Source organism: Ramlibacter cellulosilyticus, assembly GCF_014297465.1.
Taxonomy (GTDB): domain Bacteria; phylum Pseudomonadota; class Gammaproteobacteria; order Burkholderiales; family Burkholderiaceae_C; genus Ramlibacter; species Ramlibacter cellulosilyticus.
Genome location: NZ_JACORT010000015.1, coordinates 77,476 through 90,741, shown reverse-complemented (window position 1 = coordinate 90,741; position 13,266 = coordinate 77,476). Strand labels below are relative to the sequence as shown.

Sequence of the window (13,266 nt, the reverse complement as noted above, 5' to 3'; positions counted from 1 at the left end):
GGGCCCGCCTACAATCGCTGCAGGCGGGCCGTTAGCTCAGTTGGTCAGAGCAGGGGACTCATAATCCCTTGGTCGCTGGTTCAAGTCCAGCACGGCCTACCAATCCTTCTTCCCACCGGCGTCGCGGGCGACAGGTGTGCAGGCAGGCACCGCCTCTAGCCCACCTGCTGCACCCGCGTGACGTTCACCGGCACGGGCGCCGGCCACCCTGCCTCCCTGCAAGTGCGCACGATCGCCTCGTTCGTGTCGAAGTACACCTGCCAGTAATGCGTGTTGCTGCAGTAGGGACGCACGGAGATCACAGGGCCGAGCAGGTTCAGGTCGACCAGGTTCACCTCTGGCGCCGGCGTCGCCTGCACGTTCGGGATGCGCGCCACCGCGTCGCGCAGGCGCCCGATCGCCTCGGCGGGGTCGACGGCGCCCGAGAGCTGCGCGAGGCGATCGACGCGACGCACCGGCAGCGCGGAGAAGTTCTGGATCGTGTCGCCGAACACCTTGCCGTTGCCCACGAGGGTGAGCACGTTGTCCGGCGTGATGAGCGTGGTGCCGAACAGGCCCAGCTCCTGCACCGTGCCGGTCACGCCCGCCACGCTCACGAAGTCGCCCACCTTGAAGGGCCGCAGCACCAGCATGAACGCGCCCGCCGCGAAGTTGCCGAGCATGCCGCTCCAGGCCGCGCCGATGGCGACGCCCGCACCCGCGAGCAGCGCGGCGAACGACGTGGTCTGCACGCCGAAGTAGCCGAGGATGCCGAGCACCAGCGCAATGGTCAGCACGATATTGATGACCGAGCCGAGGTACTTGGTGAGGGTGGGGTCCAGCCGGTGGCGGTCCATCGCCGACCGCATCAGGCCGATCACCCGCGCGATGATCCATCGCCCGACGATCCAGAAGGCGAGCGCGGCGAGGATCTTGATCCCGAGCTGCAGGACCGTGACGCGGAGGAAGGTTTCGGCGGCGTTGATGTCCACGGCGTTCTCCTGGGCAGGGCGCGTGGATCGGGACTCTAGCGACAGGTCCCCGGCGGCCGAATGGGACTTTCGGCCCATGGCCGCGCTGCAGGCGCCCTCAGCAGGCGCCTGAGCGCGCCCGGACGTAGCTGGCCGCCGGGCTGCGCAGCGTGTCGCCGGCGAGCGTGAGGCGCCGACCCTCCAGCAGGATGTCGGCGCCTTCCACGCGGCCCTTCACTTCGCGCGCGCCGAGCCTCGCCGCGAGTTCCTGGTAGGCCTGCCGCAGGACCAGCGGCCCGTCCGCGCCGCACCAGAGTCCGTCGACTTTCGCGGGCACCACCCACAGGTGCACGCGGCTGAACTTGTCGAGGCCGACCTTCTTCTCGGGAACGTCGACGACGGTGGTCGCGTCCGGCTTCCAGTCGCCCATGTCCCAGTCGTGCGACACGATGCGCGTGCCGGGCTTCAGCGCCAGCAGCGAAGGGCGCAGCCGCAGGTTGAATTCCGGCAGCAGGTACATCGTGACGACCGTGGCGCGGGAGAGGTCCGTCTCGAACAGGTCCTGCACGCGGAACTCGACCTGCTGCGCCACGCCGGCGTCGCGCGCGTTCTGCTGGCTGCGGCGCACGAGGGCAGGGTCGATCTCCACGCCGAGGCCGGTGGCGCCGAAGCGCTTCGCCGCGACGATCACGATGCGCCCGTCGCCGGAGCCCAGGTCGATGACGTGATCGCCGGCGCCGACGTTCGCGATGCGCAGCATTTCCTGCGTGACGTTGTCGGGCGAGGTGATGAAGGGCACCTCTTCACCCCCTTGCGCGAAGGCGGCGCCGCACGCGAGGGCGCAACAGAGCGCGAGCAGCGCGCGCTTCATGCGATCGCCGGCGCCATGAGGGTGAAGCCCTTGCGCGGCAACTGCAGCGCGACCACGCCCGCGGCGAACAGCAGCACGCCGGCCGAACCGAACGCTACCCAGTGCGTGCCGAAGTGCTCGTAGCCCCAGCCTCCCAGCCAGGAACTGATCATCCCGCCGATCTGGTGGCCGAGGTAGGCCATGCCATAGAGCACGCCGACGAGGCGCACGCCGTAGACGTCCGCGAGGATCGCCGACGAGAGCGCTATGCTGCCCGCCCATACCAGGCCGCCGATGGCGGAGGCCAGGTAGAGTTCCCAGTGCGTGCCCACCAGCACCAGCGCGAAGAAGCCCAGTCCGCGCACGAAGTAGATGGACGCCAGGATGTGGCGGCGCGGCAGGCGGTCGGCGAAGCGCCCGAGCAGCAGCGTGCCGCCGATGGCCACGAAGCCGATCACGCCGATGCCCATGGAGCTGGTGAACGCATCGAAGCCGTGGTCCATCAGCATCGGCATGCCGTGGGTGCCGAGCAGGTTCATGCTGAAGCCGCAGGCGAACAGGCCGAAGAAGATCTTCCAGAACGGCGCGGTGCGCATGGCCTCGCTCAGCTTGAGGCTGGTCGGCAGCGTGCCCGCGCGGGCTCGCTGGGCAGCGAAGTCCGAGGGGTCCAGGTCGGTGTGCTCCGGCGCGGAATCGCGGATCACGAACAGCGCAGCGGGCAGCGTGAAGACGGTGAACGCCGCGGCGAAGCCCACCAGCGTGGGCCGCCAGCCGAAGGCCTGGATCGCGAAGCTGAGCACCGGCGTCATCACCGCCATGCCGGCCATGGACCCCGTCGACAGGAAGAACAAGGCCATGCCGCGCTGGCGCGTGAACCAGTGGCTGATCACCGGCGTGAGCGACACGGGGCTGACGAAGGCGAGGCCCACGGAGAGCAGCACGCCGAAGGAGAGCAGGAAGGCCGTGGTGTCCGTGGTGGCGACGGTCCACAGCACGGACCCGACCACGAGCACCGTGCCGGCGAGCAGCACGGGCCGCGTGCCGTGCCGGGCGATCAGGGCGCCGGCGAGCGGCATGGCGAGGCCGTAGGTGATCATGCCCACCGCCACGATGGTGGCCAGCAGGCTGCGGCTGAAGCCCAGGTCGTGCGCCATGGGCAGGAAGAACGGCCCGAAGCTCAGGCGCATGCCCGTCGAGAGCAGGGTGAGGACTGCCGCCGCGGCGACGATGTTCCAGCCGAAATACCAGCGTGCCGTCATGCACCCATCATATGCAAGACCCTGCGCGGGCTTCCCCTGCGTACCTGCGTAGTACGCGCGCAGGGTGGCGGGGACGGCTTTGGGCATACCATCGCGCGATGGAGACCACCCGCATCACCCCCGAGCTGCTGCAGCACCTGCGTGGCTGGGAAGGACGCAGCGAGACGCTGCGCGACGACATCACGGCAGCCCCGGTGCGCAACCTCTCGGCCACGCTGGACCGCGACGACCCGGCGCCGGCGGCCGGCACCGAGCTGCCGCCGCTCTGGCACTGGCTCTACTTCCTGCCCAGTGCGCGACAGAGCGAGCTGGGGCCCGACGGGCATGCGAAGCGCGGCGGCTTCCTGCCGCCCGTGCCGCTGCCGCGCCGCATGTGGGCGGGCGGCCGCCTGCAGTGGCTTGCACCGCTGCGCGTCGGCGAGGCGGTGGAGCGCACGTCGCGCATCGTCTCGGTCACGCACAAGGCGGGGCGCAGCGGCGACCTGCTGTTCGTGCTGGTGCGCCACGAGCTGCGCAACGCGCAAGGCGTGGCGCTCACCGAGGAGCACGACATCGTCTATCGGGCGGCGCCGCAGCCCGGCGACCCTGTGCCTCCGCCGCAGGCCGCGCCCGCGGACGCGCCCTGGTCGCGCGAGATCGTGCCGGACGACGTGCTGCTGTTCCGCTATTCCGCGCTCACCTTCAACGGCCACCGCATCCACTACGACCGCAAGTACGTGACGGAGGTGGAAGGCTATCCGGGCCTCATCGTGCACGGGCCGCTGATCGCCACGTTGCTGGTGGACCTCGCGCGGCGCCAGCGGCCGGATGCTCGGTTTGCCAGCTTCAGCTTCAAGGCCGTGCGGCCCACGTTCGACCTGCATCCCTTCCGCGTCGGCGGCAAGCCCTCCGCGGACGGCAAGGCCGCGCAGCTCTGGGCGCAGGACCACGAAGGCTGGCTCACCATGCAGGCGGAGGCGACGTTCGCATGAAGACCGCGATTCCCGCTCCCGACCAGTACCAGGACATGCGCGAGGCGCTGCGCGACCTGTGCGGCCGCTTCGATTCCGCCTACTGGCAGAAGGTCGACACCGACCGCGGCTACCCCGAAGCCTTCGTCGACGCGCTGACCGAGGCGGGCTGGCTGGCGGCGATGATTCCGCAGGAGTACGGCGGCTCCGGCCTCGGGCTGGCGGAAGCGTCGGTCGTCATGGAGGAGATCAACCTCTCAGGCGGCAACGCCGGCTCCTGCCATGGCCAGATGTACAACATGGGCACGCTGCTGCGCCACGGCTCGCCCGCGCAGAAGCAGCAGTACCTGCCCGGCATCGCGAGCGGCAAGCTGCGGCTGCAGTCCATGGCGGTCACGGAGCCGACGACGGGCACCGACACCACCCAGCTCAAGACCACGGCCGTGAAGAAGGGCGACCGCTATGTCGTCAACGGCCAGAAAGTCTGGATCTCGCGCATCCAGCACTCGGACCTGATGATCCTGCTGGCGCGCACCACGCCGCTGGCGGAGGTGAAGAAGAAGAGCGAAGGCATGAGCATCTTCCTCGTGGACCTGCACCAGGCCATCGGCAAGGGCATGACGGTGCGGCCGATCCCGAACATGGTGAACCACGAGACCAACGAGGTGTTCTTCGACAACCTGGAGATCCCGGCCGAGAACCTGATCGGCACCGAGGGCCTCGGCTTCCGCTACATCCTGGACGGGCTGAATGCGGAGCGCACGCTGATCGCCGCCGAGTGCATAGGCGATGCCTACTGGTTCGTGGAGAAGGCGCGGCGCTACGCCAGCGAGCGCGTGGTGTTCAACCGCCCGATCGGGCAGAACCAGGGCGTCGCGTTCCCCATCGCGGATGCCTACATCGAGACGGAAGCCGCGAACCTGATGCGCTTCAAGGCCTGCGAGCTGTTCGACGCGCACAAGCCTTGCGGCGGCGAGGCGAACATGGCGAAGTACCTGGCCGCGAAAGCCTCGTGGCAGGCCGCGGACATGTGCCTGCAGACGCACGGCGGCTTCGGCTTCGCGCACGAATACGACGTGGAGCGCAAGTTCCGCGAGACGCGGCTGTACCAGGTGGCGCCGATCTCGACGAACCTGGTGTACTCCTACGTGGCCGAGCACCTGCTCGGGCTGCCGCGGAGCTTTTGATGACGAGGCCCCTGGACGGCATCACGGTCGTCTCCCTGGAGCACGCGATCGCCGCTCCCTTCTGCACGCGCCAGCTCGCCGACCTCGGCGCTCGCGTGATCAAGGTGGAGCGGCCCGGCGTCGGCGACTTCGCCCGCGCCTACGACGCGCGCACGCAGGGCCTGGCCTCGCACTTCGTGTGGGTGAACCGCTCCAAGGAAAGCCTGACCCTGGACCTGAAGCAGCCGGAGGCGCTCGCGGTCCTGGACGACCTGCTGGCCCGCGCCGACGTGCTGGTGCAGAACCTCGCTCCGGGTGCGGCCGACCGCATGGGCTTCAGCTACGCGAAGCTGCGCGAGCGGCACCCGCGCCTGGTCGTCTGCGACATCTCCGGCTACGGCAACGATGGCCCGTACCGCGACAAGAAGGCCTACGACCTCCTGATCCAGAGCGAAGCCGGCTTCCTGTCGGTCACCGGCACGCCGGAACAGCCGTCCAAGGCGGGCATCTCCATCGCGGACATCGCGGCGGGCATGTACGCGTACACGGGCGTGCTCGCGGCGCTGCTGCAGCGGCAGAAGACGGGCGAGGGCTCGCACGTGGACGTCTCCATGCTCGAAGCGCTGGGCGAGTGGATGGGCTTCCCGCTCTACTACGCCTACGAGGGCGCCGAGCCGCCGCCGCGCAGCGGGGCGTCGCACGCGACGATCTATCCCTACGGCCCGTTCGCGACCGGCGATGGCAAGACCGTGATGCTGGGGTTGCAGAACGAGCGCGAATGGAAGCTGTTCTGCGAGAGGGTGCTGCTGCAGCCGGGGCTGGCCACGGACCCGCGCTTCGAGAACAACAGCCGGCGCAACGCGAACCGGGAGGCCTTGGCCGCGATCATCCTGGAGGTGTTCGGGCAGATGGACGCCAGGCAGGTGATTGCCCGCCTGGAAGAAGCGCAGATCGCCAATGCCCACGTGAACACGATCGCGGACGTCTGGCAGCATCCGCAGCTGCAGTCCCGCGGGCGCTTCGCTTCGGTCGGGTCACCGGCGGGAGCGCTGCAGGCCTTGCTGCCGCCGGGGGTGCACAGCGGCTTCGACTACCGCATGGACCCCATTCCGGCCGTGGGCCAGCACACGGAAGCGATCCTGCGCGAGCTGGGTCGCGGGGACGCCGAGATCGCCCGCTTGCAGGCGGTGCAAGCCATCTGACAGTCTCGCCCGGGCCCGGCCGGGAAGGGCTCCGAAGATCCTGCTATACTTCATGGCTTCGCGGCTGTAGCTCAGTTGGATAGAGTACTTGGCTACGAACCAAGGGGTCGTGGGTTCGAATCCTGCCAGCCGCGCCAAATCGAAGGGCTGCATCCATCCGGATGCAGCCCTTTCTCTTTGGCCGCTTGCGGAGACGGCGCTCGTCCTGTGTAGTACGAGTCCTACCCCGGCCGGGGCTCCCGCCCACACGGCCGAGCCACCCGACGCGGCGAGAATGGCCGCGTGATCGGCAACGAGCAATTCGAAGCAGGAGACGTGGTCCGGCTCAAGGCAGGCGGCCCGCCGATGGTGGTCCGCGCCGTGAGCGGCGACACGGCCTATTGCCAGTGGTACGCGGGCGTGGACCTGCACCAGGGCACCTTCCTCTTCACGTCCCTGCGCGACATCGGCCGCGAACGCCGCGCCTGGCAATCCCAGGGCGCGGCGGCGCTCGCGCGCTGAGCCTCCGCGCAGTCGCGCGGCCTTTCCCTCCTGATCGGATGCCCAGCCCGGGTGCGAGCCCTGGGCACCGCATGGCGCTGACCGACATGTCCTGCACGCGACCGACACGGCTGCTCACGCACCGCCGCGTTGCTGCATCGCAAAATGAAAGCGCCTCCCCTCGCAGGACGAAATGACAACAAGCAGCAGAAGACGCCTTCCGATCGGAGCCGAGTACCGCCCGCGGGAGGGAACGCATTTCCGCGTGTGGGCGCCCGCGGCGAAGCGCGTGGACGTCGTGTTCGACGGCGTTGCGGCGGCCGTGCCCTTGCGGCACGAGGGCGACGGCTACTTTTCCGGCTTCGCCGACCACGCCGAGCCCGGCGCGCGCTACCGCTTCCGCCTCGACGGCGGCGACACCTTCCCCGACCCCGCCTCACGCTGGCAGCCGGAAGGACCGCATGGCCCTTCGGAGGTGGTCGCGCTGGATGCCTACCGCTGGACGGACGCGGACTGGCGCGGCGTCACCGCGCGGGGGCAGGTGCTCTACGAGATGCACATCGGCACCTTCACGCCCGAAGGCACGTACCGCGCCGCCGAGGAGCACCTCCCGTTCCTGAAGGACGTGGGCATCACCGTCATCGAGCTGATGCCGGTGAACGAATTCAACGGCCCCTTCGGCTGGGGCTACGACGGCGTCAACCTGTTCGCGCCCACGCGCCTCTACGGCACGCCGGACGACCTGCGCCACTTCATCGACCGCGCGCACGCGCTCGGCCTCGGCGTGATCCTGGACGTGGTCTACAACCACTTCGGTCCCAGCGGCAACTACGTCACCCGCTTTTCACGCGACTACGTCAGCAGCAAGTACGACAACGAGTGGGGCGACGCGATCAACTTCGATGGCGAGAACGGCGCTCCGGTGCGCGAGTTCTTCGCCTGCAACGCGGCGTACTGGATCGACGAGTTCCACTTCGACGGGCTGCGGCTCGACGCCACGCAGTGCCTCTTCGATGCGAGCGAGAAGTACATCGTGGCCGAGATCGTCGAGCGTGCACGCGCGGCGGCGCCGGGTCGCAGCATCTACATCTCGGCGGAGAACGAACCCCAGCACGCGGAGCTGGCGCGTCCGCCCGGGCGCGGCGGCATGGGCGTCGACGCGCTCTGGAACGACGACTTCCACCACAGCGCCACGGTCGCCGCGACCGGCGGCTGCGAGGCGTATTTCTCGGAGACGCGCGGCACGCCGCAGGAGCTGATCTCCTCGCTGAAGTGGGGCTTCCTCTACCAGGGCCAGTTCTACGCGTGGCAGAAGAAGCGCCGCGGCCATCCTTCGCTGGACCTGCCGGCCACCGCCTTCATCCAGTTCCTGCAGAACCACGACCAGGTGGCCAACAGCGCGCGCGGGCAGCGCCTGCACCAGCTCACCTCGCCGGGCCGCTTCCGCGCGCTCACCGCGCTGATGCTGCTCACGCCTTGCACGCCGCTGCTGTTCATGGGCCAGGAGTTCGCCGCGAGCGCGCCCTTCCTGTACTTCGCGCGGCACGAGGACGAGCTGAACACGCTGATCCGCAAGGGGCGCCACGAATTCCTCACCCAGTTCCCCAACATCGCGAGCGAGGATGGTGGCAAGCTGCTCGCCGTGCCCGCCGACGAAGAGACCTTCCGCCGCTGCAAGCTGGACCACGGCGAACGCGAGCGCAACGCGCACGTCGTCGCGCTGCATCGCGACCTGCTGCGGCTGCGGCGCGAGGACCCGGTGTTCTCGCGCTGCGACGCGCAACGCATGCATGGTGCGGTGCTGGGCCCCGAGGCCTTCCTGCTGCGCTTCCTCGACGAGGCCGGCGACGACCGCCTGCTGGTGGTGAACCTCGGGCCCACCTTGCCGCTCTACCCGATGCCGGAGCCGCTGCTCGCGCCGCCCGCGGGCTGCCGCTGGCAGCTCCTGTGGAACAGCGAGGACCCGCGCTACGGCGGCAATGGAATGATCGAACCGGACGGGGAGCACAGCTGGCGCCTGCCTGCGCACGCGCTGGCGGTGCTCGCCCCGCGAACCATGGAGGACGACGATGGCTGATGCCATCCTGAACCGCGTGCCGTGGCAGGACGCGCAGGAACACCCCGAGCACCTGCTCACCCGCGAATGGCTCGTCACCAACGGCCTCGGCGGCTACGCCTCGGGCTCGGTGGCCGGCGTGGCCACCCGCCGCTACCACGGCCTGCTGATCGCGGCGCTGCCCACGCCGATCGGCCGCACGGTGATGCTCAGCCACCTCGGCGAATGGCTGCGCATGCCGGACCGCAACCTCGTGCGGCTCGCGGGCGAGGAGCGGCCGGACACGCCATTCGAGATGCCCGAGTTCCTGACGGAGTTCCGCCTCGAGATGGGCCTGCCGGTGTGGACCTTCCACGTGGGCGACACGGTCATCGAGAAGCGCATCCTGCTGCCCTACGGGCAGAACACGGTGCACGTGAACTACCGCATGGTCCGTGGCAAGGACCGCGTGCGCCTGATCCTGCGCCCGCGCCTGCATTTCCGCGGCCACGAGATGCCGGTGGAGCAGGGCCTCGACGAGCACTGCTGCATCCAGGTGATGGAGCGCCGGCTCGAGGTGCAGTCGGTCTCCAACCGCGCGCTGCCGCCATTGCGCATGACGCTGCAGGGCCACGACGCCGACCTCGTGCTGGAAGGCGGCAGCTTCGAGGAGTTCTTCTACCGCATCGAGGCGTCCCGCGGCTATCCTTCGCGCGGCCGCACGTGGACGCCCGGCCGCTTCCGCGCGATGCTGGGCCCGGGCGAGGAATGCACGCTGGTCGCGTCCACCGAGAGCTGGGACACCATGCATGCGATGACGCCGCAGCAGGCGCTGCAGGCCGAATTCACGCGCCGCGAGAAGCTGCTGGAGCAGGCCGACCCGGCCGCGCGCAGCGGGCGCGCGGGCGAGCTGGTGCTCGCGGCCGACCAGTTCATCATCGCGCCCTTCAGCCGGCAGGCCGATGCGGCGCGCGCGCTCGCCGAAGGCGACCAGGCCCGCACCGTCATCGCGGGCTACCACTGGTTCACCGACTGGGGCCGCGACACGATGATCAGCCTCGAAGGGCTGACGCTCTGCACGGGGCGGCACTCGGAGGCGGGCTACATCCTGCGCACGTTCCTGCACTACGTGAAGGACGGCCTCATCCCCAACATGTTCCCCGAGGGGCAGAACGAAGGCCTGTACCACACCGCCGACGCGACCCTGTGGTTCTTCCACGCGATGGACCGCTACGTGCAGGTCACGGGCGACCGCCTGACGCTGCGCCACGCGATCCCCAAGTTCCTGGACATCATCGCGCACCACCTGCGCGGCACGCGCTTCAACATCGGCGTGGACCCGCGCGACGGCCTGCTGAAGCAGGGCGCCGAGGGCTACCAGCTCACGTGGATGGACGCGAAGGTGGAAGGCTGGGTCGTCACGCCGCGGCGCGGCAAGGCGGTGGAGCTGAACGCGCTGTTCTACAACGCGCTGCGCCTCATGGAGCGCTGGCTGCGGGAAGAAGGCGACGAGCAGCGCGCGCACGAGATGGCGCGCCATGCGCACCGCGTGTACGAGAGCTTCAACCAGCGCTTCTGGAACGCGCAGGCGAACTGCCTCTACGACGTGGTCGACGCGGAATCCGGCGGCGACGACGCCGCGATCCGGCCCAACCAGGTGCTGGCGATCTCGCTGCCCCACCCCGTGCTGGACCCGCAGAAGTGGCGCACGGTGCTGGACGTCGTGCAGCGCCTGCTGGTCACGCCCGTGGGCCTGCGCTCCCTGGCGCCGGGCCATCCGGACTACAAATCGCATTACGACGGCGACCTGCGCTCCCGCGATGCGGCCTATCACCAGGGCACGGTGTGGGGGTGGCTCGCGGGCCCGTTCGCCGATGCCTGGCTGAAGGTGCATCCGGACGACGGCCGCGGCATCGAACAGCTGATCGAGGGCTTCGCGGCCCACCTGGGCGAAGCAGGCATCGGCCAGATCAGCGAAATCTTCGACGCCGAGCCGCCCTTCACGCCCCGCGGCTGCGTCGCGCAGGCCTGGAGCGTCGCCGAGGTGCTGCGGATCCTGGTGAAGTGCCGGCACCTCGTTCGCCAGCAGCCTGCCGCAGGCACTCCATCAGCTGCGCCGTCGTGGTCGTCACAGGCGTTGTCCGCGAAGTGATCGAGCTGGCTGGGGTCGCCTGCGGCGAACCCGGCCTACAGCCTGCACTGCGTGCGCCGCTTTCGTCGGGCTACCTCGTGCGCGGCCTCGTAGGCTGGGTTGCGCGCAGCGCACCCCAGCTATCTCCGCGCAACCCGCTGCTTCTTTTTCTTCACCTCCGCCAGACTGTCCTTCAGCGAGTCCTCCAGCGTCCGCTTCAGCCGCGTCTCCAGCATCGCCAGCACCGCGGCTTCCTCGGGCTTCAGCAGGCCTTCTTCCACCCCGTCCTTCACCTCCAGCCGAAGGCTGCCCTCGACGTACGCGTTGAGCACCTCGGGGTGGATGTAGCACTTGCGGCAGATGGTCGGGGTGTTGCCCAGGCGCGAGGACACGCGCTCGATCGCCTCCTTCAGGTTCTTCTTCTGCGTCGCCTTGGTCTCCGCGGTCTCGAACTCGCGCAAGGCCAGTGCCGCCATCACCGTGCCCGCCCAGGTGCGGAAGTCCTTCGCCGTGACGTCGGCGCCCGTGATCTCCTTCAGGTACGCATTCACGTCCGCGGAAGTCACCTCGCGCACTTCGCCCTCGTCGTCCTTGTACTGGAACAGGCGCTGCCCCGGCAGGTCCTGGCAGGCGCGGATGATCTTGGCGATGCGGCGGTCCTTCACCTGCAGCCGCCACATCTTGCCGCTCTTGCCCTTGAACTGGAAACGCAGCTCCGAGCCGTCCACCTTCACGTGCGGGTTGCGCAAGGTGGTGAGGCCGTAGCTCTTGTTCTCCCTGGCGTAGTCGTCGTTGCCGACGCGGATCAGCGTCGTCTCCAGCAGGTGCACCACCGTGGCCAGCACCTTCTCGCGCGAGAGGCCGCGCAGCGCCATGTGCTCGGCGAGCTTCGCGCGGATCGCCGGCAGCGCCCTGGCGAACGCCAGCATGTGCTCGTACTTGGTGCTCTCGCGCGCCGCCCGGAAGTCGGGGTGGTAGCGGTACTGCTTGCGGCCCCGCGCATCCCGCCCCGTGGCCTGCAGGTGCCCGTTGGCCTTCGGGCAGATCCACACGTCGGTGTACGCGGGCGGGACCGCGAGCTTGCGGATGCGCTCCAGAGCGGTCTCGTCCGTGAGCTTGTCGCCGTTGGGCTTGTAGTACGCGAAGCTGTCGCCCTGGCGCTCGCGCCGGATGCCGCGGTCCTCGTCGCTCACGTACACGAGCCCGGCCGCCTCCGCGGCCTCGCGCGGATCGGCAGGAGTGGGAGTCAACGCCTCGACGTCCTTCATGTCAGTTGCGGAACGCCTGCGTGACCATCAGGCCGTGGATGCCGCCATCGAGGATGCCGATGCCCAGGCGCCCGAACTGCGGGCGGAGGATGTTCGCGCGGTGGCCCGGCGAGTGCATCAGCCCGGTGTGCGCGGTGTAGAGGGAGGGCGCGAGCGCGAGGTTCTCGCCGGCCGTGAGGTAGCCGATGCGCGCCGTGCGCAGGCGGTCCTCGAGGTCGCGCCCCTCGGGCGTGTAGTGCGAGAAGTAGCCGCGCGCGAACATGTCCTGGCTGTGCGCGCGCGCGACCTGCGTGAGCACGGGGTCGGGCTTCACCGCCTCCAGTCCCGCCGAGCGCCGCTCGGCGTTCACGAGGTCGAGCATCTGCGCCTCGAGATCGGGGCGCGGCGGCGCTTCGGCGACGTGGAACGCGAGCGGGACGCCTTCGCGCGACTCCGGCTTGACGGTCACCACGCGCAGCGTCCGCTCGACGGCGGGATCGAAGATCTGCGCGAGCTGCGCCTCCACCCATTCCGCCGGCGCGGAGAAGCGCGTGGCGAGCGCGCTGTCGTGGGCCCAGGTGCCCACCCGCGCACCGAGCGGCAGCGTGAGCAGCAGCACGGCCGCGACCACCGCGTGCACGAGCCCGTTGGCGGCGCCCGGCACGATGCCGAGCGCGCGGTTCATGCCATGGCCGTGCACCTTGCCGGGCAGCCGCCGCAGCAGGCGCAGCACCACCAGGCCGAGGAGGAAGTGCACGAGGAGGAAGATGACGACGAAGGACAGCGGCGCGATCCACACGCCGAGCGCGGGCGCCGCGCCGTTCACCAGGTCCGCGATCTCGCGCCACCCCAGGAACGCCGCGGCGAGGCTCACCGCCAGCGTGAGGAGGTCGAGCGCAGCGAAGAGGAAGCCGCGCGACCAGCCGGCCCACGCACCGACCAGCACGATGGCGACCAGCAGGAGATCGACGGGGTTGAGCTGCATGCCGGCCCAGT

11 protein-coding genes and 2 tRNA genes are annotated in these 13,266 nt (G+C 69.6%); 8 read left to right on the top strand and 5 right to left on the bottom strand.

Annotation, left to right across the window (positions count from 1 at the left end):
- The first annotated feature begins 25 nt into the window (after nucleotides 1-25).
- Nucleotides 26-102 (top strand) — tRNA-Ile (locus tag H8N03_RS24895).
- 53 nt (nucleotides 103-155) lie between these two features.
- Here the strand turns inward: H8N03_RS24895 and H8N03_RS24890 are convergent.
- From H8N03_RS24890 to H8N03_RS24880, 3 genes are all read right to left on the bottom strand, one after another.
- Nucleotides 156-971, bottom strand: a complete 816-nt coding sequence (locus H8N03_RS24890) for a mechanosensitive ion channel family protein (RefSeq protein WP_354005177.1) — start codon at nucleotides 969-971, stop codon at nucleotides 156-158.
- A gap of 97 nt (nucleotides 972-1,068) precedes the next feature.
- Nucleotides 1,069-1,821, bottom strand: coding sequence for an SAM-dependent methyltransferase (locus H8N03_RS24885; protein WP_187078938.1), 753 nt, complete (start codon nucleotides 1,819-1,821; stop codon nucleotides 1,069-1,071).
- Nucleotides 1,818-3,059: an MFS transporter gene (locus H8N03_RS24880; protein ID WP_187078937.1), complete on the bottom strand. Its 1,242-nt coding sequence runs from the start codon at nucleotides 3,057-3,059 to the stop codon at nucleotides 1,818-1,820. The genes H8N03_RS24885 and H8N03_RS24880 overlap by 4 nt, the downstream gene beginning before the upstream one ends.
- 98 nt (nucleotides 3,060-3,157) lie before the next feature.
- Here H8N03_RS24880 and H8N03_RS24875 point away from each other — a divergent pair, with 98 nt between their 5' ends.
- The 7 genes from H8N03_RS24875 (at nucleotide 3,158) to H8N03_RS24845 (ending at nucleotide 11,044) form a co-directional block, all read left to right on the top strand.
- A complete protein-coding gene (locus tag H8N03_RS24875; RefSeq protein ID WP_187078936.1) occupies nucleotides 3,158-4,030 on the top strand; it encodes an HTD2 family dehydratase in 873 nt (290 codons plus the stop codon).
- The gene (locus H8N03_RS24870; protein WP_187078935.1) at nucleotides 4,027-5,196 is read left to right on the top strand and encodes an acyl-CoA dehydrogenase family protein; all 1,170 of its coding nucleotides are present in this window, start codon (nucleotides 4,027-4,029) and stop codon (nucleotides 5,194-5,196) included. The genes H8N03_RS24875 and H8N03_RS24870 overlap by 4 nt, the downstream gene beginning before the upstream one ends.
- Complete coding sequence (locus H8N03_RS24865) at nucleotides 5,196-6,377, top strand: CaiB/BaiF CoA transferase family protein (protein ID WP_187078934.1); 1,182 nt, start codon at nucleotides 5,196-5,198, stop codon at nucleotides 6,375-6,377. Before H8N03_RS24870 ends, H8N03_RS24865 begins: the two co-directional genes overlap by 1 nt.
- Nucleotides 6,378-6,437: 60 nt before the next feature.
- Nucleotides 6,438-6,514: transfer RNA gene (locus H8N03_RS24860), tRNA-Arg, on the top strand.
- A gap of 145 nt (nucleotides 6,515-6,659) precedes the next feature.
- Nucleotides 6,660-6,878, top strand: a complete 219-nt coding sequence (locus H8N03_RS24855) for a YodC family protein (protein ID WP_222623151.1) — start codon at nucleotides 6,660-6,662, stop codon at nucleotides 6,876-6,878.
- A 172-nt stretch (nucleotides 6,879-7,050) separates the two neighbouring features.
- A complete protein-coding gene (treZ, locus tag H8N03_RS24850; RefSeq protein WP_187078933.1) occupies nucleotides 7,051-8,934 on the top strand; it encodes a malto-oligosyltrehalose trehalohydrolase in 1,884 nt (627 codons plus the stop codon).
- Entirely contained in the window at nucleotides 8,927-11,044 is a 2,118-nt protein-coding gene (locus H8N03_RS24845; RefSeq protein ID WP_187078932.1) for an amylo-alpha-1,6-glucosidase, read from the top strand. The genes treZ and H8N03_RS24845 overlap by 8 nt, the downstream gene beginning before the upstream one ends.
- Before the next feature lie 119 nt (nucleotides 11,045-11,163).
- Here the strand turns inward: H8N03_RS24845 and H8N03_RS24840 are convergent, their stop codons facing one another.
- Together H8N03_RS24840 and H8N03_RS24835 are read right to left on the bottom strand one after the other, a co-directional pair.
- The gene (locus tag H8N03_RS24840) at nucleotides 11,164-12,291 is read right to left on the bottom strand and encodes a DNA topoisomerase IB (RefSeq protein ID WP_187078931.1); all 1,128 of its coding nucleotides are present in this window, start codon (nucleotides 12,289-12,291) and stop codon (nucleotides 11,164-11,166) included.
- Between the two features lies 1 nt (nucleotide 12,292).
- Entirely contained in the window at nucleotides 12,293-13,255 is a 963-nt protein-coding gene (locus tag H8N03_RS24835) for a CvpA family protein (RefSeq protein ID WP_187078930.1), read from the bottom strand.
- Nucleotides 13,256-13,266 lie beyond the last annotated feature (11 nt).